This is a genomic window from Rhodopseudomonas sp. P1 (genome assembly GCF_039642825.1).
In the GTDB taxonomy this organism is placed as follows: Bacteria; Pseudomonadota; Alphaproteobacteria; order Rhizobiales; family Xanthobacteraceae; genus Rhodopseudomonas; species Rhodopseudomonas palustris_H.
On sequence record NZ_CP088006.1, the window covers coordinates 2,938,443 to 2,955,810 of the forward strand.

Annotated in this window: 21 protein-coding genes; 12 read left to right on the plus strand and 9 right to left on the minus strand. The window is 63.4% G+C overall.

The features are described from left to right. Positions 1–259 precede the first annotated feature (259 nt). The gene (locus tag LRC39_RS13610; RefSeq protein WP_346294650.1) at positions 260–1,633 is read left to right on the plus strand and encodes an Nramp family divalent metal transporter; all 1,374 of its coding nucleotides are present in this window, start codon (positions 260–262) and stop codon (positions 1,631–1,633) included. Between the two features lie 84 nt (positions 1,634–1,717). On the opposite strand, the gene LRC39_RS13615 is transcribed toward LRC39_RS13610, so the two are convergent. Beyond that, on the minus strand, positions 1,718–2,515 hold the full coding sequence (locus tag LRC39_RS13615; protein ID WP_346294651.1) for an AraC family transcriptional regulator: 798 nt from the start codon (positions 2,513–2,515) through the stop codon (positions 1,718–1,720). Between the two features lie 77 nt (positions 2,516–2,592). On the opposite strand from LRC39_RS13615, the gene LRC39_RS13620 reads away from it, so the two are divergent. From LRC39_RS13620 to LRC39_RS13630, 3 genes are read left to right on the plus strand one after another with little or no spacing between them, the layout of a single operon-like run. Continuing rightward, positions 2,593–4,719 (plus strand): FUSC family protein, encoded by a 2,127-nt coding sequence (locus LRC39_RS13620; RefSeq protein WP_346294652.1) that lies wholly within the window; start codon positions 2,593–2,595, stop codon positions 4,717–4,719. Beyond that, complete coding sequence (locus tag LRC39_RS13625; protein ID WP_164633675.1) at positions 4,709–4,924, plus strand: DUF1656 domain-containing protein; 216 nt, start codon at positions 4,709–4,711, stop codon at positions 4,922–4,924. Before LRC39_RS13620 ends, LRC39_RS13625 begins: the two co-directional genes overlap by 11 nt. Then, on the plus strand, positions 4,921–5,823 hold the full coding sequence (locus LRC39_RS13630) for an efflux RND transporter periplasmic adaptor subunit (RefSeq protein ID WP_346294653.1): 903 nt from the start codon (positions 4,921–4,923) through the stop codon (positions 5,821–5,823). The genes LRC39_RS13625 and LRC39_RS13630 overlap by 4 nt, the downstream gene beginning before the upstream one ends. Before the next feature lie 91 nt (positions 5,824–5,914). On the opposite strand, the gene LRC39_RS13635 is transcribed toward LRC39_RS13630, so the two are convergent. From LRC39_RS13635 to hemB, 3 genes are all read right to left on the minus strand, one after another. After that, positions 5,915–6,691, minus strand: coding sequence for an arginyltransferase (locus LRC39_RS13635; protein WP_107355818.1), 777 nt, complete (start codon positions 6,689–6,691; stop codon positions 5,915–5,917). A gap of 68 nt (positions 6,692–6,759) precedes the next feature. Beyond that, complete coding sequence (locus tag LRC39_RS13640) at positions 6,760–7,287, minus strand: RDD family protein (protein WP_346294654.1); 528 nt, start codon at positions 7,285–7,287, stop codon at positions 6,760–6,762. Positions 7,288–7,447: 160 nt separating this feature from the next. After that, entirely contained in the window at positions 7,448–8,500 is a 1,053-nt protein-coding gene (hemB, locus tag LRC39_RS13645) for a porphobilinogen synthase (protein ID WP_346294655.1), read from the minus strand. 193 nt (positions 8,501–8,693) lie between these two features. On the opposite strand from hemB, the gene LRC39_RS13650 reads away from it, so the two are divergent. The 7 genes from LRC39_RS13650 to LRC39_RS13680 all read left to right on the plus strand — a co-directional run bounded on the left by LRC39_RS13650 (position 8,694) and on the right by LRC39_RS13680 (position 13,384). Next, a complete protein-coding gene (locus tag LRC39_RS13650) occupies positions 8,694–9,158 on the plus strand; it encodes a DUF6163 family protein (RefSeq protein WP_107344642.1) in 465 nt (154 codons plus the stop codon). A gap of 73 nt (positions 9,159–9,231) precedes the next feature. Next, complete coding sequence (locus LRC39_RS13655; RefSeq protein WP_346294656.1) at positions 9,232–10,797, plus strand: AMP-binding protein; 1,566 nt, start codon at positions 9,232–9,234, stop codon at positions 10,795–10,797. Positions 10,798–11,150: 353 nt separating this feature from the next. After that, positions 11,151–11,669 (plus strand): transcriptional regulator LdtR, encoded by a 519-nt coding sequence (ldtR, locus tag LRC39_RS13660; RefSeq protein WP_013502490.1) that lies wholly within the window; start codon positions 11,151–11,153, stop codon positions 11,667–11,669. Between the two features lie 216 nt (positions 11,670–11,885). Further along, positions 11,886–12,113, plus strand: coding sequence for a hypothetical protein (locus LRC39_RS13665; RefSeq protein ID WP_107344644.1), 228 nt, complete (start codon positions 11,886–11,888; stop codon positions 12,111–12,113). Between the two features lie 15 nt (positions 12,114–12,128). After that, the gene (locus LRC39_RS13670; protein ID WP_107344645.1) at positions 12,129–12,344 is read left to right on the plus strand and encodes a hypothetical protein; all 216 of its coding nucleotides are present in this window, start codon (positions 12,129–12,131) and stop codon (positions 12,342–12,344) included. Between the two features lie 20 nt (positions 12,345–12,364). Beyond that, the gene (locus LRC39_RS13675) at positions 12,365–12,925 is read left to right on the plus strand and encodes a DUF4142 domain-containing protein (protein WP_234819955.1); all 561 of its coding nucleotides are present in this window, start codon (positions 12,365–12,367) and stop codon (positions 12,923–12,925) included. A gap of 57 nt (positions 12,926–12,982) precedes the next feature. Further along, entirely contained in the window at positions 12,983–13,384 is a 402-nt protein-coding gene (locus tag LRC39_RS13680; protein WP_346294657.1) for a group III truncated hemoglobin, read from the plus strand. 184 nt (positions 13,385–13,568) lie between these two features. Here LRC39_RS13680 and yghU read toward each other — a convergent pair whose 3' ends face one another. After that, complete coding sequence (yghU, locus tag LRC39_RS13685; RefSeq protein ID WP_346294658.1) at positions 13,569–14,441, minus strand: glutathione-dependent disulfide-bond oxidoreductase; 873 nt, start codon at positions 14,439–14,441, stop codon at positions 13,569–13,571. A gap of 275 nt (positions 14,442–14,716) precedes the next feature. Here yghU and LRC39_RS13690 point away from each other — a divergent pair, with 275 nt between their 5' ends. Further along, complete coding sequence (locus LRC39_RS13690) at positions 14,717–14,923, plus strand: hypothetical protein (protein ID WP_107346597.1); 207 nt, start codon at positions 14,717–14,719, stop codon at positions 14,921–14,923. Positions 14,924–15,110: 187 nt separating this feature from the next. Here the strand turns inward: LRC39_RS13690 and LRC39_RS13695 are convergent, their stop codons facing one another. The 4 genes from LRC39_RS13695 to LRC39_RS13710 form a co-directional block, all read right to left on the minus strand. Then, positions 15,111–15,476 (minus strand): cupin domain-containing protein, encoded by a 366-nt coding sequence (locus LRC39_RS13695; protein WP_107355815.1) that lies wholly within the window; start codon positions 15,474–15,476, stop codon positions 15,111–15,113. 153 nt (positions 15,477–15,629) lie between these two features. After that, the gene (locus LRC39_RS13700; protein WP_346294659.1) at positions 15,630–16,193 is read right to left on the minus strand and encodes a hypothetical protein; all 564 of its coding nucleotides are present in this window, start codon (positions 16,191–16,193) and stop codon (positions 15,630–15,632) included. Positions 16,194–16,493: 300 nt separating this feature from the next. Then, on the minus strand, positions 16,494–16,775 hold the full coding sequence (locus LRC39_RS13705) for a type II toxin-antitoxin system RelE/ParE family toxin (protein ID WP_346294660.1): 282 nt from the start codon (positions 16,773–16,775) through the stop codon (positions 16,494–16,496). Continuing rightward, on the minus strand, positions 16,772–17,059 hold the full coding sequence (locus LRC39_RS13710) for a hypothetical protein (RefSeq protein WP_346294661.1): 288 nt from the start codon (positions 17,057–17,059) through the stop codon (positions 16,772–16,774). Before LRC39_RS13710 ends, LRC39_RS13705 begins: the two co-directional genes overlap by 4 nt. Positions 17,060–17,368 lie beyond the last annotated feature (309 nt).

Below are 17,368 nucleotides of genomic sequence, written 5' to 3' on the forward strand. Positions count from 1 at the left end.
TTGTCATGGCGGCGTTTTGCGCGATTTGCGGGCGAACGCAAGCTGGAAAATCGCGGCTGTATCTCGTCCGTACCCGAAACGATACGGTCGAAGCCTGATCAATGACCACTGACGTCTTTTGTGGCAGTGTTTGAAGTGGCCCGCGACTCGGCCGCTGGAGGCTCCTTGACCGCAAATATCGTCATCGACCAGTGCTTGGCTACCTTCTTGCTATTGCAAATGACTTGCAAGAAGCCGCGTGAGCCTGCATTGTGATGCGATGGATGCAAGATCGCCGCAGATGACAGCCGAACCCTCGCCGGCACCGGAGCAGACCACGGGGTGGCGGTTGGCGCGCGGCGAGCCGTCGCTCGCCGGGATGTTCGGGACTGTGCCGACCCGGGCCAAGGGTCCGTTCTGGCGCAAGCTGATCGCCTTCCTCGGCCCCGGCTATCTCGTCGCGGTCGGCTACATGGACCCCGGCAACTGGGCGACCTCGCTCGCGGGCGGCTCCAAATACGGCTACGCACTTCTCACCGTCGCGCTGGTCTCCAACATCATGGCCGTGGTGCTGCAGTCGCTGTGCACGCGGCTCGGCGTCGGCGCGGGCAGGGACCTCGCCCAGGCCTGCCGCGACGCCTATCCGCGTTGGGTCTCATGGCCGCTGTGGCTGTCGGCTGAGATCGCCATCACCGCCACCGACCTTGCCGAAGTGATCGGCACTGCCATTGGCCTCAATTTGTTGTTCGGCATTCCGCTCGAGATCGGCGTGCTGATCACCGCGGCCGACGTGTTCCTGGTGCTGGCCCTGCAGGCGTTCGGTTTCCGCTGGATCGAGGCCTTCGTGGTGGCGCTGCTCGGCGTGATCGCGGCGTGCTTTGCGGTCCAGATCGCAATGGCCGATCCGGACTGGGGCGCGGTGATCCGCGGCTTTGCCCCCACCACGCGGGTGCTGACCGAGCCCGGCATGTTGTATCTGGCGCTCGGCATCCTCGGCGCCACGGTGATGCCCCACAATCTCTACCTGCACTCCGGCCTGGTGCAGACGCGCGGTTTCGGGACAAGCCCAGCCGAGAAGCACGAAGCGATCAAGCTCGCCACCTTCGACTCCACGATCGCGCTGACCTTCGCGCTGAGCATCAATGCGTCGATCCTGATCCTGGCGGCCGCAACCTTCCACCATGCCGGCAAGACCGATATTGCCGAACTCGACCAGGCCCACGCCTTCCTGGCGCCGCTGCTCGGCTCGACGCTGGCGCCGACGTTGTTTGGCATCGCGCTGCTCGCCTGCGGCCTGAACTCGACCATCACCGCCACGCTGGCTGGCCAGATCGTGATGGAAGGCTTCATCCAGATCCGGATCAAGCCATGGCTGCGACGGATGGTGACGCGGCTGATCGCAATCGTCCCGGCGGTTGCGGTGACGATCATCGCCGGCGAGAAGGGCACCGGACAGCTCCTGATCCTCAGTCAGGTGGTGCTCAGCTTGCAGCTGCCGTTCGCCGTGGTGCCGCTGGTGGTGTTCACCGCCAGCCGGGCGAAGATGGGCGAGTTCGTTGCGCCGCGCTGGCTCACCGCCATCGCATCGCTGATCGCCGCGATCATCGTCGCGCTGAATATCAAGCTGGTGTTCGACTACGCGACCGGCGGATAGTGCACCGACGCGCAGAATTCGAGCATTCGGATCTGCCCGCTGAACAGAACTGATGCCTGATCAACCACGCTTCTGCTCATCCGATCACGCTTTCGTGGGGGCATGACGCTGCGCGAAGTACTGAGCGGGCGTGCTTCCAAGCGCCTTCTTGAACATGGTGATGAAGGCGTTGACGGACTCGTAGCCGAGTTCGGCCGCAACGTTCTGCACCGCTTCGCCGCTCGCGAGTTCCCGAAGGGCGACGACGAGGTGAAGTTGCTGCCGCCAGCGTCCGAATGTCAGACCCGTCTCCCGGATCAACAGCCGCGCCAACGATCTTTCACTCATCGCGACCTGCTTTGCCCAATCGCTCAAGGTCCTGCGGTCGGACGGCTCGGCTGTCAGAGCGTCGGCGATCGCCCGGATTTTGGGGTGGCTGGAAATTGGCAGATTGAACCGCTCTCGCGGCATGTCCGCGAGTTCTTCCAGCAGCACGCGCGCCATTCGGGCTGCATGGCTGTCTGCGGGATAGTCCGCACGTTCCTCTGCTAGACGCTCGACTAATTCTCGTATCAGCGGAGAAATCGCCAGCGTGCAACTGGAGCGGGGCAGGTTCGCCGCTTCCGGTTCGACGAACAGGTAGTTGAGCTGGGCATTGGCAGTCGCGCGCGCGCTGTGAGGCACGCCGCCCGGAATCCATACCCCGCAGTTGGGCGGCACGATCCAGACTTCATTGGCGGCCGTGCAGGTGACGGCTCCGTGCAGGGCGAGGATCAGCTGCCCCTTCCGATGCACATGCAACGGCACCTCCGACTCATGGTCGGAGAAATGCAGCCGATGGGCGACGGCCGGCAGACGCGTCAGGTCGGGGTCGAAAACGGAAACGACAGATTGCGCGGGCATACGAATGGCCGTTTTCAGGGATTTTATGTCGTAATACCGAATTTATTCGCTTCTGCAAATTGGTCACAACTGGCGTCATGAACACCATGCCGTCGGGACGCCCCCCTTTGACTCAGACCTGCCCAGCAGCGGGACGCGCACTAGCGAACTTCCTCCGCCAGCCCGCCAGGAAGGAAGATGCCGATGCGATTCTGTTTTCGGCAAAGAGTTTCGCCGCGGCGATGCTCGCCTATTACGTTTCGCTGCGGATCGGGCTGCCCAAGCCGTTTTGGGCCATCGTCACGGTCTATATCGTCTCCCAGACATCGGCGGGAGCCTCGGTGAGTCGTGGCGTGTATCGCTTCGCCGGGACGTTCGTGGGTGCAATTGCGACCGTCGCGATCGTTCCGAATTTCGTCAACGATCCGATCGTATGCTGCCTGATCCTCGCCGGCTGGATCGGCCGTTGCCTGTTTCTCTCGCTGCTTGATCGCACACCACGAGCTTATGCTTTTGTCCTTGCAGGCTACACGACGAGCCTGATCGGCTTCCCAAGCGTACTTGACCCCGGCGCAGTCTTCGACACGGCTTCCTTGCGGGTCCAGGAGATCTGCATCGGCATTCTCTGCGCAGTTCTGATCCATCGATATGTTTGGCCGAAGCCGATGACGGGACAGTTCACCGGCAAGCTATCGGCGATGCTGCAGGACGCTCGCCGGCTTGCGCGTGTCGCGCTGACAGGATCGTCGGAAGAGAACCGCCAACGGCGCGAACAGCTTGCTGTCGACCTTCTGGTGATTCAGGGGCTGGCGACACATCTTCCATACGATTCCGCGTCTGCAAGGCCCCGCCGGCAGACGGTGCAGCTCATCCATGACCGGCTTGCTCGGCTTCTGCCACTCACGGCCGAAATCGAGGAGCGCGTACGTTCTCTCGACATCGAGCGCGCAGCGTCGGTCGATGAACCGGCCGCCTTGGTCGCTGATGTGGGAGGCTGGATCGCAGTCAATCAGCCGGATGATGATCACCAGGCGGAAGCTGCTCGTCTGATTGGGCGTGCGAGATCAATTCAGAAATGTTTGGGCACGGACGCAACGATGCCTATCGACAGGGTAGGTGCCAACCTTGCCGGCCATCTGGCGGAGATGATCGGCCTGCTGAACGACTGCAACAAGCTCAGTCAGAGCATGACTGCCAGCCGGCGCGTCCGAAAAGCAGCGGCGCTTCACGGCCCCGAGCTTGCAAAGGGGTACATCTATCACCGCGATCCATGGATGGCAGCCCGCGCAGCGTTCGGCGCGATGGTCGGCATCCTCGGCGGCTGCGCTTTCTGGATTTGGTCGGCGTGGCCCGACGGCGGGACGGCGGTCTCCATTCTCGGCGTCTGCTGCACCTTGTTCGGAAACGTCGACACACCTGTGCCATTCGTCGTGAAGTATATCATCGGCTCGATTTTCGGCGTGCTGCTCAGCCTGCTCTACAGCTTCGTCATCCTTCCCCATGTGACAAACTTCGCGGTGCTCGTTGCGGTCCTTGCCCCGGCGTTCCTGTTCGCCGGCTCTCTCCAAGCGCGCATGCCAACGGCCTTCATGGCGATGGGCATCACGCTCACCATTCCGATCCTTTCCGGGTTGGGCACCAGCTACACCGGTGATTTCGCCGCCTCCCTCAATATGACGATCGCGCTTTTCGTTGCGGTTGGATTTGGCGCGGTCAGCATGTCGATCTTCCAAACCGTACCGGTCGACATTGCGATCAAACGATTGCTTCACCTCAGCCGGCGCGATGTCGGCCGCCGCGCGCTGGGCGGCGCACCGAACGAGGCGCGTTGGGCAAGTCTGATGATTGACCGAACGGCGCTGCTGCTGCCGAGGCTGCGAGCGGCAAGGACTGCCTATGCAGACGTGCTTGACGATACGCTCCGCCTTCTTCGTATCGGTCACGTCGCCGGTCAGCTTTGCAAGACGATCCCGCAGGTCAAGGGCGAGGCCCGCGCTGCAATAGAAGGTCTTCTTAGCGAGATCGCCGCGCACTTTCGTGGCAGGAGACCGACGACGCCAACCGTCCTCATCGATTTCGATCGGCGCATTGAGCGGCTGACGGCGATGATGGAGCACAGCTCACAGAAAAGCCGGTCGCGGATATTCGATCTGTTGATCGACCTGCGCTTCGCGCTCGGCGCGAGTGGAGCAGCCAAGAAAGGAGCCCTAATTGATGATCGCTGATCTGAATATCGGAGGCGTCTTAATCCCCGGCCTCGTCGTCGTTGCGTTCATCGGGTTGATCGTCACGATCGCGACGATGCGCGTTTGCACCGAGATCGGCGTCTCGCGCCTATTCGCCTATCGGCCGCTCGCCGAAATCGCCATCTTTGTCATCGTCTGCGGTCTGCTGATGCAGTCCCTGCCAATGATCGGACTGTCATTGTGAAATCGCTTGGATCACTGCTCGGCCACTATTCGCTGACGCTCTGCGTCTTCGTTGTTTCCGGAATCGTCGCCCTCCAGGCTTGGAGCCATTACGAACGAACGCCATGGACTCGCGACGGCCGTGTGAGCGTCGATGTGGTCCAGATCGCGCCGGAAGTCTCGGGTACGATCCGCACCGTGCCGATAGCCGATAATCAGTATGTGAAACGTGGCGACGTTCTCTACGAGATCGACCCGGAGCGGCTGCGACTCGCCGTGGCGCTGGCGGAGGCTGACGTCGAAGCGAAGTATCAGGATATGCTGGTGCGGCAAGCCACGGCTCAACGGAAGCAGCAACTCAAACTGAATGACGTGGTCTCACAGGAAGCGCTCCAGCAATCGAGCGGCGCGGCGGCGATGGCCACTGCGGCCTATCAGGCGGCGGTGGCGACGCAGGAGCTGGCCAAACTCAATCTTGCGCGCTCCGTCATTCGTTCCCCAGTCGACGGCTATGTCACCAATTTGAAGCTCCGGCCCGGCGACTATGCGACCGCTGGCGTGACAAATGTTGCGATCCTCGACGGGGCGAGTTTCTGGATCACCGGCTATTTCGAAGAGACGAAACTCCAGCAGATCCGTGTGGGAGCTTCGGCGCGGGTCAAGCTGATGGGCTTCGATCAGCCGGCGTCCGGGTATGTCGAGAGCATCGGTCGAGGCATCGAGAACAGCAACGAAACACCCGGTCGTTTCGGTCTGCCGAATGTGGCGGCGACGTTCTCCTGGGTGCGTCTTGCCCAGCGCATCCCGGTCCGCATCCATCTCGATCGGGTGCCTTCCGGCGTCGAGTTGGCCGCGGGCATGACTGCAACGGTCGAGATCATTCCCGCTGAGGTCGGAGCGAATGCGGGGCAGCGGTCATGATGCGGGCTCGCGCTTCTGCTGTCCTATTGACTCACCAGGTGGAGCGGAGAGGGAGTGATGGAGCGAGCGCCGACAGGTCGCGAGGCTGCGGCTAGTCCTGCGGCTCGGGCTGCATTTCGCCGGAGGCATCGACCCGCAGCCAGCCGCTTGGCGCCAACCGCTGCTGCGGCAGGTAGCGGCCCTTGTAGTCCATCTTCTTCGACCCTTCGATCCAATAGCCGAGATAGACGTAGGGCAGGCCGAGCCGCCGCGCGCGGGCGATGTGGTCGAGGATCATGAAGGTGCCGAGCGATCGGTGCTGTTCGTTCGGCTCGTAGAACGAATACACCATCGACAGCCCGTCGCCGAGCACGTCGGTCAGCGCCGCCGCGATCAACTCGCCGCCGCGGCCGGTGACACCGGTGTCGGGCGTGCGCTTGCGGTACTCGATCATCCGGGTCTGGACGTGGCTGTCCTCAACCATCATCGCGTAGTCGAGCACCGTCATGTCCGCCATGCCACCATGGCGATGGCGCTGGTCGAGATAGGCGCGGAACACCGAATATTGCTCAGAGGTCGGCACCGGATTGCGCTGCTCGCCGACGAGGTCGGCATTGCGGGCCAGCAGCTTGCGCTGGTTGCGCGACGGCTTGAATTCGTTGGCGATCACCCGGACGGACACGCAGGCCCGGCACTGGTCGCAGGCCGGGCGGTAGGCGATCGACTGGCTGCGGCGGAAGCCGCCATGGGTGAGGAGGTCATTGAGCTCGCCGGCCTTGTTGCCGACGAGGTGGGTGAACACCTTGCGTTCGTGCCGGCCCGGCAGATACGGGCACGGCGAGGGGGCCGTCAGATAGAATTGCGGTGTGTCGCGCGAGTGCTGGGTCACGTCGGGTCGTCGGCCTCCAACGTGACCAGCATCGCCTTACGTCCGTCTCCGGTCAATCGCTTTCGCCCTTAGTAGGAGCGCGCCGGCTGGGAGGCGGGCACCGTGCTGTTGATAATCACAGTTCCGAGTACGATGTCGTGCAGCAGGCGGCGGCGGGCATTGAACAGCCCGACCAGCAGCACCAGCGGCGTCAACATCGACAGCGACAGCCAGAACAGGAAGGCGTGCGCCGCGCCGAGCACGAAGTAGCCGGGCTCGCCGGTCCAGGTGGTCAGCTCGAGGCCCATCGTGCGCATGCCGATCGTCGCCGAGTGCGGACCGCCGAGCGAGGCGCCGTAGTACACCAGCGCCCAGATCACCGACAACGGCGAGACCAGCCAGAACAGCGTCCAGCCGATGCCGAGCGTCACCAGGCCGAACATCGCGATGAAGACCGTGACCACCAGCACCGGGATGGTGAGCACAACGAGATCAATCAGGAACGCGAAGACACGCTTGGTCAGCACGCCTTGAAACAGTTCCGGATTAAGCCAGGGATCGACCGCCGCCGGCCGTACCTCGCCGCCGCGCCAGCCACTCCCGCCATAGTCAGCCATCAGCCTGCTCCCCGTTGCACCGTTCCGACAGAACGGTGGTCGGGTTCGACATGGCGACGGCAGGCGCTCCTTGCAAGGCTGCCGCGTCATTACAAACCCTCCATTGATCCGCAGCAGACCGGCGAATCGATGGAGGGTTGAAGGAGGCCAGGAGGGAGACTTAGCCCTGCTGCCGCAGCTTCTCGGCCGCCGCCGGGGCGAAGTAGGTCAGCACGCCATTGGCGCCAGCGCGCTTGAAGGCGAGCAGGCTTTCCATCATTGCCCGGTCGCCGTCGAGCCAGCCGTTGTTGGCGGCAGCGGCGATCATCGCGTACTCGCCCGACACCTGATAGGCGAAGGTCGGCACGCCGAAGGTGTCCTTCACGCGCCGGACGATGTCGAGATATGGCATGCCCGGCTTGACCATCACCATGTCGGCGCCTTCGGCGAGATCGAGTTCGACCTCGCGGATCGCCTCGTCGGTGTTGGCCGGGTCCATCTGATAGGTGCGCTTGTCGCCGGTCAGCGCCTTGGCCGAACCGATCGCATCGCGGAACGGGCCGTAGAAGGCGGACGCATACTTGGCCGCATAGGCCATGATCTGAACGTCGAGATAGCCGGCGGCATCGAGCGCTTCGCGGATCGCGCCGATGCGGCCGTCCATCATGTCCGACGGCGCGATCACGTCGCAGCCGGCCTGGGCCTGCACCAGCGACTGCTGCACCAGCACCGCGACGGTCTCGTCGTTGAGGATGCGACCGTCCTCGATCAGGCCGTCATGGCCGTGGCTGGTGTAGGGGTCGAGCGCCACGTCGCACAGCACGCCGATCTGCGGGAATTCCTTCTTGATCGCGCGGACCGTCTTGCAGATCAGGTTGTCCGGATTGGACGCTTCGGTGCCGTGCTCGTCACGCAGCGACGGCTCGGTGAACGGGAACAGTGCGATGCACGGGATATCGAGCTTGGCGGCGCGCTCGGCGTCGCGAACGATCTGGTCGACGCTGAGTCGCTCGACGCCCGGCATCGAGGCGACCTGAACCCGCTGGTTGGTGCCGTCGATCACGAACATCGGCCAGATCAGGTCGTCAGTGGTCAGGACGTTCTCACGCACCAAACGGCGAGCCCACTCGGTCTTGCGGTTGCGGCGCGGACGGATGGTGAGATCGAGCGGCGGAGCGGCGGGCCGGGTCGAGGGGTCACGAATCTCGATGGGACGGCCGAACTTGATCGCCATGGTGCCAACTCTCCCTGCAGGCTCTGCTGTGTTCATGGAAAGTAGCATTTTGGCACCCCCGCGTCACCGCACTGTTGATTTGGCGCAATCAGAATGTTCCGTGGCGATCACAGCCGATTGATTTTGCTGGCCCGGCGGGCCAAGACTCAGGTCAGACCGCACCGCACCACCACCGATCCGGTAGCCGAGCCGCATGTCCGAACTTCCACCACGCGAACAACCGCCGAGAGACCAGGCGATTTCGGTCGCGGCGATCTCGCCGGAGCGGCCGGATAATCATGAGAACGACTGGACGCGGCGCCTGGTGCTGTTCCTGCGGGTGATGGCGGTGCTGTCGGTCGCCAAGGGGCTTTACCACTGGGCGCAGATCACCGGCTTCGTCGGCGGCGAAGACGACGCGTTCGAAGTCCAGACCATGGCCTGGCAGACCGCCACCATCTATTTCGCGGTGATCGAGCTGGTCGCCGCCGTCGGGCTGTGGCTCGCGACGCCGTGGGGTGCCGTGGTGTGGCTGACGACCGTCGTGTCGATGGCGGTGATCGAACTGATGTTCCCGACGATCTATGGCGGCAGCCTGCTGGTGGTGCTCGGCGAAGCGCTGCTGCTCGCCGCCTATCTGGCGCTCGCCTGGATGGCCGCGCGCGAACGGCCGCCATAGCGCCGTGCGCCGAGCGCTGCCGCATCACGCAAGGCGGCGCCGTATCAACAAAAACCACAACAAGGGGGAAACCATGGACCAGCTTCATTCTGGCGGCACCGGCGGCAGCCTGATCATCAATGCGATCGCGCGCTACGGTGACCGTCCGGCAATCGCCGACGGCAGCCTTCGCTGGAGCTATCGCGAACTCGGTGACGCGGTCGGCCGCTTCATCACGCTGTTTCGCGACTGCGGCCTGGCCAAGGGCAGCGCGCTGTCGATCCTGTCGTCGAACCGCGCCGAATCCTGGGCCGCGATCTGCGCCGCCACGGTGATGGGCATGCGCTACACGCCGCTGCATCCGATGGCGGCCGAGGACGACCACGCCTTCATCATTGAGGATGCCGAGATCGATGCGCTGATCGTCGAAGGCGGCAAGTTCGCCGCGCGCGGCGAGGCGATCCGCGTCCGCGTGCCAGGACTGAAGCATCTTTTGTCGTTCGGGCCGGTGAACGGCGCGCGCGATCTGCTGGATGGCTTCGCAGCGGTGCAGCCGGCGCCGCTGGTCGACGACAGCGTGACCTCCGACATTGCGTGGCTGGCCTACACCGGCGGCACCACCGGCCGCTCCAAGGGCGTGATGATCCCGCATCGCGCGCTGACCACGATGGCGGTGATCCTGTATTCGGATTGGGACTGGCCTGCCGACATCCGCTATCTCGCTGCCACGCCGATCAGCCACGCCGCCGGCGTGACGGTGTATCCGGTAATGATGCGCGGCGGCTTCACGCGGCTGGTGCAGGGCTTCGAGGTCGAGTCGTATTGCCGCGTCATCGCCGAGGACAAGATCACCGCGGCGTTTCTGGTGCCGACGCTGATCTACGCCCTGATCGATGCGCCGCAGGTGAGGGCGCGTCACGACCTGTCGTCGCTCGACATGATTGTGTATGGCGCCGCCCCGATGTCGCCGGATCGCTTGCGCGAGGGCATCAAGATCTTCGGCAACGTGTTCGTGCAGCTGTACGGCCAGACCGAGGCGCCGCAATGCATCACCACGATGCGCAAGGTCGACCACGACGACTCCAAGCCCGGACGCCTCGGCTCATGCGGGCGGCCGAGCCCGTTGCTCGACGTCAAGCTGTTCGATTCCGAGATGCGCGAAGTCGGCACCGGCGAGCCCGGCGAGATCTGCGTGCGCGGCACGCTGGTGATGGACGGCTATTGGAAGCGGCCCGAAGCGACGGCGGAAGCGTTCCGCGGCGGCTGGCTGCACTCCGGCGACGTCGCTGTGAAAGACGCTGACGGCTATCTCTATATCGTCGACCGCACCAAGGACATGATCATCTCCGGCGGCTTCAACATCTATCCGCGCGAAGTCGAAGATGCGTTGATGGCGCACCATGCGGTCGCGTCCGCTGCGGTGATCGGCGTGCCTGACGACAAATGGGGCGAAGCCGTCAAAGCGTTCGTGGTGCTGAAGCCTGGCGCCAACAACGACGCCGCCGAACTGCAGGCGCACGTCAAAGAGAAGCGCGGCGCGCCGTGGTCGCCGAAATCGATCGATTTTGTCGAAGCGATTCCGGTGACCGGTCTCGGCAAAATCGATCGCAAGGTGCTGCGTGCCCCATATTGGGAAGGCCGCAACCGCGGCGTCGCGTAAACAAGCTCGCGGCATTTTATCGAAACGCGGTCCGGATAGGGTTGTGAAGACCTTAACCGGATCGCGGACGCGGCGCCGGATCCGTTACGCAGATCTTTCAAATTCGAACGAAGCTGTCTTCAAATGCGACACGGGCATCCGGAAAACCCTTGAATCGCCGTCGATCCGTGAATCAATCGTTGCAAAAAGCCCTTGATTTGCAGGCTTAATGCACGGTTCACTGTCTTAAATTCATGATCTCTTTATCGTCTTATTTAAGCTGATGTTCAAAGCGGCCCCTTAAGGTGGACCTATCAGACGAGACAGAAGTTTCGTCGAATAAGTCGATCAAAAAAGACGACAGGGGAAGTGTCATGATCAAAGCAGTCGCCACGGCGGCGGAAACCTCCGCACCCGCAGTAGCAGCCAACACGCCGGTCCAGCCGCTCTATCTCGAGGCGCTCACTCTCGTGGAGCGACTGCACCGCCGGTTGCTCGACGTCATCAAGGACGAGTTCGATCGTCGCGGCCGCGCTGATATCAACTCGGTGCAAGCGCTGCTGCTCTACAACATCGGCGACAAGGAGCTGACCGCCGGCGAACTGCGCACCCGCGGTTACTACCTCGGCTCCAACGTCTCCTACAATCTGAAGAAGCTGGTCGAACTCGGCTTCCTCGATCATCAGCGGTCGCGCGTCGATCGCCGCTCGGTGCGGATCCGTCTGACCCCGCAGGGCCAGGAAGTCCGCCACATCGTCGAGGCGCTGTATCAGAAGCACGTCAAGACGGTGGAGCAGGTCGGCGGCATCTCCAGCGAGGAGTTTGCCACGCTGAATAAGTCGCTGCACCGCCTCGAGCGGTTCTGGACCGACCAGATCCTGTATCGGCTGTAAGGCCGCCTAAGAGATACGCGCCAACGTCGGCCGGCCAACCGCCGAGCCGCTGCTCACAAAGAAGCAGGCCCGCGCGCTGTCAGTCTCCAGACCTGTCGTCCTCGGCCTCCCCACAAGGGAGGCCGATTTGTTTTGCGCTGCCGAATTTTCGCAGGAACCCTCTGGAACCTTAGTCTGCCTCGATGCTTATCCCTGCGCCAGCCGTTGGAGAGGACGATGCTGATCGAGCGAGGGCTTCGGGTGATGAACGTCGACACGATCGGGAAGGCTTACGATATCGCGGCGAACTATCTGCGCCGCACCGGCGCGATCCCCGACACCACGGCGACCCACGACGGCCTGCTCGAGTTGATCGTGCAGATGTTCCAGCGCGGCGAGACCCATCCGATCCGTCTCGCCAACAAGGCGATCTCCAACTTCGAGTCCGCGAAGATCGCGGCCTGACAACAAGGGGACGATATGCAACGCGCCATTGACCGCGTGATCCAGACCTATGGGCTGCTGACCAACCAGGAAGCGGCCGAGAATGCCAAAGCCAAAGTCGAAAGCTATATCCGCACGCTGGTCGAGGCGGGCGAGACCGACGACAACCGCCTGACGGTGTGCGGTCTGGTCTATTTGCGCGAGCTTGACGGCAGCAATGATCCGGTGAAAGCTGGCTACACGGGGTTGTAGCAGGCGGTGCACGGATGATGATGCGGCTGATCGCGGGACTGGTTGCGATCCTGCCGGCCATCGTCATTTTCGTCGGCGTCATTGCCAGCGCGGAAACGCCCCGACAACATGCCCTCGTTGAAGCGCTCGGAATCAAGCAGGTGTTCGGCTGGCCGCCGAACGCCGCTGACGTGCTGCGCTATTTACACCAGTTCAACATGTTTCAGACCCAGGCAGCGGGGCTGGCGGATTCGCGCGGCGACGACGCGCTGCGGCAGTTCGCGGCCGATCAGGCCCGGCAGGCCCGCGAGCGGGACCAGCAGGTGTTCCGGCTCAACACCTTCACGCTGCTGTCGATCGATTTTCCCGATCATTCCAACGTAATCCTCAGCAACGAGCTGGCGGGCCTGCGCGGCGCCGTCGGCGAGCGGTTCATGGCCGATTTCCACGCCAAGCAGGTCAAGGAATTCCGCCGTATGATTGCGCTGATGCGGCGGTTTCTGCTGCATCCGGACAACGACCTGATCCGCCGCTTCGCAATCCAGCAGTTGCCGCTGCTGGAACGCGATCTGGCGATCCTGGAAGGGCAGGCGACGAGTTGATCGGTTCTCAAGGCTGGCCGGCTTGAGCACCGCCGCCGGGTGGCCTACATCGTCGTCATGAGCCTCGCCCATTCGGACATTCTGACCGACGACCAGATCGCCCAGCTGGTGCGGACCTTCTATGGCCGCGCCCGGGAGGATGAGGTGATCGGGCCGATCTTCGACCGCGCTGTCCACGACTGGGATCACCACATCGCCCAGATCACCGATTTCTGGTCGTCGATGCTGCTGAAGACCGGGCGCTATGGCGGCCGGCCGATGCGGCCGCACCTGATGCTCAACCTCGCGCCGGAGCATTTCGACCGCTGGCTGAAGCTGTTCGAAGCGACCGCAGCCGAGCTGTTCACCCCGGAGGTGGCGGCCGAATTCATTATCCGCGCCCGCCGCATCGCCGACAGTTTCGAGATGGGCATCGCCACGACCCAAGGCAAAGTCGCGACGCCCAGGCACAGCGTGTAGTTCGGCGGGGCCATCCAGCCCGTCATTCCGGGGCGCTCACGTCAGTGAGCGAACCCGGAATCCCGAGATTGTAGAACCGGTTCGCCTGCTAACTTCGAGATTCCGGGTTCGCGAACTGCGTTCGCGCCCCGGAATGACGTGGGGAGGAGCGGGCGCTGACGCGATCCCGTCTGAATTCTCCCGCTTACTTCGCCTCGAGCTTATCCTGCGTCTTGGTCTCGAAGTCGCTGGCGTCGTGGCGTTCGTGGAGTTGGGTAGAGAGGTCGCCGCTGATGCGGTTGACCATGCGGCCGCGCTTCACGGCGGGGCGGGCACCGATCGCCTTGGTCCAGCGCTGCACGTTCTTGTAGCTCGCCACATCCAGGAAGGTGGCGCTATCGCCGTACAGCACGCCGTTGGCGAGGCCGCCGTACCACGGCCACACCGCGATGTCGGCGATCGAGTATTCGGCGCCGGCCAGATACTCGGTCTCGGCGAGCCTGCGGTCGAGCACGTCCATCTGCCGCTTCACTTCCATGGCGAAGCGGTTGATCGGGTACTCCCACTTCTCCGGCGCATAGGCATAGAAATGGCCGAAGCCGCCGCCGAGATACGGCGCCGAGCCCATCTGCCAGAACAGCCAGTTCAGGCATTCGGTGCGGCCGGCCGGATCCTTCGGAATGAATTCGCCGAACTTCTCGGCGAGGTACAGCAGGATCGAGCCGGATTCGAACACGCGCTGCGGCGGGTTCACCGAGCGGTCGAGCAGCGCCGGGATCTTCGAGTTCGGGTTGACTGCGACGAAACCCGACGAGAACTGGTCGCCATCACCGATCTTGATCAGCCAGGCGTCGTAGTCGGCGCCGCTATGGCCGCGCGCCAGCAGCTCCTCGAGCAGGATCGTCACCTTCTGGCCGTTCGGCGTCGCCAGCGAATACAGCTGCAGCGGGTGCTTGCCGACCGGCAGCTCCTTGTCATGGGTGGGGCCGGCGATCGGACGGTTGATCGACGCGAATTTCCCGCCGTTCTCCTTGTCCCAGGTCCAGACTTTGGGCGGCGTGTAGGGGGCGTCGGTCATCAATGGGCTCCGGATTGAGGTTCGGATTGTGGTTGAGCGGGACAGCAGAGATTGGCGAGCCGCGCGCGCATTGCAAGGGGCATCGCGGCAGCTTGGTCATGCCCGGCAAGCGGCTGCGACGCCCGCAGGCAGTGCCCGACGAGCGGGGAGGCCGCAGGCGAGGTTGCAGAGCTCCACTGTCAACCGATTTTCGCGGGGCGCTGCGGATTTGATGCGGCCGCCGTCATCGCGCTGCGCTACAACGCGGGGCGACGACACAACGAACGATGGACGACATGGACAAGAAGGCGATGCGCGAAGAGGCCGAACGGCTGATGCGCGAGGCGATGGCGAACCGCAACGTGACGGTGAAGCAGGGCGACACCGTGATCATGGCCACCTGCGGCAAATGCGGCGCGCCGAACAAGGTCAAGGCCCCGAAGGGCGTTACCCGCGTGGCCTACACCTGCAAGGAATGCGGGGCGAAGCAGGAGACGCTGTGAGCGCAGCTCGGTAGCTCGGATCAAGGGCTACGAAATGCGCCGAGGCAATCGGCGTCGCAGCTAACGAACTCGCAAAGCTCGCTCGCAATGCATTTGTCTAGATCGACTTGCAAGAGTGCAGCGTCTCGGCAATTCAAGCGTGCTGATGTGTCAGAACGCTTCTCGTCACCAACACTTGGTTTCACCCTCAAACTCTCACCCCCTGCGGCGCCGTGAAGGTGTCGTCGAGGACGTTGCCGGTGTTGCGAACTTCGGCGGGCTCAAAGATCATCACTTCGGCTTCTTCATCGGCGGCGGTGCGATGCTCGATGCCGCGCGGGACGACGATGTAGTCGCCGGGGCCCATCTCGACGACATGGTCGCGAAATTCGACGCGGAAGCGGCCCTTCCAAACCAGGAACATCTCCTCGCAATCCTCGTGCAGGTGCCATGGAAACACGCCCTGGACCTTGACGACTTTCAGCTCCTGGCCGTTGAGGCTGGCGATGACCTTCGGGCGCCAATGCTCCGTGAATGCCGAGAACTTCTTGGCGATCGTGCCTTGCTGGATCATTCGGCGGCTCCTTTTTGTTGGGGCATTGATAGCGGGCAGCCGCATCGCGCAGGATGCGATCTGCACGCGCCGGCTTGCTGCAGCATAACAGAGCGTGAGGAGCCAGCGATCAAGCCCGCTTCGCTTCGCGGATGTAGGCTGCGATGCTGGTCACTAGGCGCTCACGCACGCCGCCTCACTGCGGCGCTTCAGGCCGGCGAGGATGCGGCGGCGGATCAGGCCGCTGAACGGGCGGACGGCGTACCAGTAGGGCAGCAGCTTCAGGCGCACGCCGCGATCGGGGCAGAACGCGCGGGTCTCGGTCGTCAGGCGAATGCGGCCGTCGCTTTGCGGAGCAATCGCGAAGGTGAGTCCGAGCTTCACGAAGCCGCTGCGCTGAAATGCGGCGAACGCCGCGCCATCCGCAATGCGGACGAGGCCGAAATCGGGACGCCAGAATTGGCCGACCAGTCCGAACACCACCTCCTGGTCGTCGTGTTCGAGCAGCGTGAAGTCGTCGATGCCGAACACTGTTGGTGTGGTCTGCCCGCCGCCGCCGAACAGGCGCGCGGTGCGCATCGGCAGTTCGCGCAACGTGATCATCAGGCGGAAGAACGGATCATCTTCCGGCCGGAAGCTGAGAATTGCGTCGAGCACCTTATCGCCCGGCGCGTCGACCTGGATGGCATGGCGCTCGTTGAAGCTGAACGCTGGCACGTATTTGTCGATCAACTTCATTGGACGGCTTGAAGCCTTTTTGCGGCCAGTATGAGCGACTGCGATCGGAGCGGCGAGGGGCGGGCGGTTGCGTCCTGGTCTGGACGCATCGCAGTCGGTCGCAGCGGGTTGCGCTCCTGTCGAGCTCCCGTCAAACGCTAAGTTCGGCGATCAGCTCCGCCGGAGTGGCAGGCTTTTGACGCGTGCCCCGCCCCCTACCGCAAGGGGGAGTGGAATCGGACAGGTCATGCCCGTTTGTTTGTCACTAGGCCGAACTCAGCGATGCCACCATCAACTCTGCGTCATGCTAACGCCAACCGCTCATGTCCGTGCCTCGCGACCGTGCCAAACCCGTAGGACGAGAAGATCGCCGTTGTCGCCCAAAACGTAGCGCAGGACATAACAGGCCGATCCGAACGGAACGACAATTTGTCGAATACTGACGTCGTCGGTCGGACGACCGAGATTCGGAAAGTCTTCGAGGCGCTGAAGGGCAGCAAAGACCGTGGCGATAGCGCGCTTGGCAGCGTCAGGGCTGTTCACATCGAGAAAGTCACGCACCCGCGCGAAATCGTCGACGGCTTCCGGTGCGAACCGGATCATCCCACCAGTCGCGCCGATGGTTGTGGCAACTCGCTATCGGTGCCCCAGCTTTCGACCCAGGCCCGGACTTCGGCAATCGGCACCGCTTCGCCGGTTTCCCGAAACCGGTCGAGACGCCGACGATCTTCCGCAACATCCGGGATTTCGATCTCGCCCACTGAGTCGAGGAGCGCGAGTGCTTTAGCGAGCACCGCTGCTTCGTCTTGACCCCGCTCGGCCGCAAGCGCCTTCAAACGCTCGTCGGTCGCCAAGTCGAGATCGAAGGTGCGGCGGATCAGGTTCATGGCCAAAAGCTAAGTCCGATGGGTTGCGCTGTCGAGGGCAGGGCGGGCCTAACCTGACATAAGACCTGCCTCGTCGACGGCCACGGCTCCCTCCGCAAAGGGAAAGGGAGCTGGCAGAACCGCCGGTAGGCACAAAACCAGGAGTTTCGAGGCAGTTTGGCAGCCCCTTCTGCAACTCTGTCGCAGCCACCATATCTGGGCGGGGCTGAGGCCGGATGCCGCAATGCATGGTTCAGATCCTTGGCCGGCGGGGCCGGATGTGCTATGCGGCAGCCGCCGCTTCCGAACCGCTATCCCGTAACCGCTCGC

Coding starts and splice junctions, on each gene's coding strand:
- ldtR (WP_013502490.1), top strand. CDS start 11,151: ATGATCAAAGCAGTCGCCACGGCGGCGGAAACCTCCGCACCCGCAGTA.
- LRC39_RS13700 (WP_346294659.1), bottom strand. CDS start 16,193: ATGAAGTTGATCGACAAATACGTGCCAGCGTTCAGCTTCAACGAGCGC.
- LRC39_RS13640 (WP_346294654.1), bottom strand. CDS start 7,287: ATGGCTGACTATGGCGGGAGTGGCTGGCGCGGCGGCGAGGTACGGCCG.
- LRC39_RS13625 (WP_164633675.1), top strand. CDS start 4,709: ATGATCGCTGATCTGAATATCGGAGGCGTCTTAATCCCCGGCCTCGTC.
- hemB (WP_346294655.1), bottom strand. CDS start 8,500: ATGGCGATCAAGTTCGGCCGTCCCATCGAGATTCGTGACCCCTCGACC.
- LRC39_RS13655 (WP_346294656.1), top strand. CDS start 9,232: ATGGACCAGCTTCATTCTGGCGGCACCGGCGGCAGCCTGATCATCAAT.
- LRC39_RS13705 (WP_346294660.1), bottom strand. CDS start 16,775: ATGATCCGGTTCGCACCGGAAGCCGTCGACGATTTCGCGCGGGTGCGT.
- LRC39_RS13620 (WP_346294652.1), top strand. CDS start 2,593: ATGAACACCATGCCGTCGGGACGCCCCCCTTTGACTCAGACCTGCCCA.
- yghU (WP_346294658.1), bottom strand. CDS start 14,441: ATGACCGACGCCCCCTACACGCCGCCCAAAGTCTGGACCTGGGACAAG.
- LRC39_RS13615 (WP_346294651.1), bottom strand. CDS start 2,515: ATGCCCGCGCAATCTGTCGTTTCCGTTTTCGACCCCGACCTGACGCGT.
- LRC39_RS13665 (WP_107344644.1), top strand. CDS start 11,886: ATGCTGATCGAGCGAGGGCTTCGGGTGATGAACGTCGACACGATCGGG.
- LRC39_RS13650 (WP_107344642.1), top strand. CDS start 8,694: ATGTCCGAACTTCCACCACGCGAACAACCGCCGAGAGACCAGGCGATT.
- LRC39_RS13670 (WP_107344645.1), top strand. CDS start 12,129: ATGCAACGCGCCATTGACCGCGTGATCCAGACCTATGGGCTGCTGACC.
- LRC39_RS13710 (WP_346294661.1), bottom strand. CDS start 17,059: ATGAACCTGATCCGCCGCACCTTCGATCTCGACTTGGCGACCGACGAG.
- LRC39_RS13680 (WP_346294657.1), top strand. CDS start 12,983: ATGAGCCTCGCCCATTCGGACATTCTGACCGACGACCAGATCGCCCAG.
- LRC39_RS13610 (WP_346294650.1), top strand. CDS start 260: ATGGATGCAAGATCGCCGCAGATGACAGCCGAACCCTCGCCGGCACCG.
- LRC39_RS13695 (WP_107355815.1), bottom strand. CDS start 15,476: ATGATCCAGCAAGGCACGATCGCCAAGAAGTTCTCGGCATTCACGGAG.
- LRC39_RS13675 (WP_234819955.1), top strand. CDS start 12,365: ATGCGGCTGATCGCGGGACTGGTTGCGATCCTGCCGGCCATCGTCATT.
- LRC39_RS13690 (WP_107346597.1), top strand. CDS start 14,717: ATGGACAAGAAGGCGATGCGCGAAGAGGCCGAACGGCTGATGCGCGAG.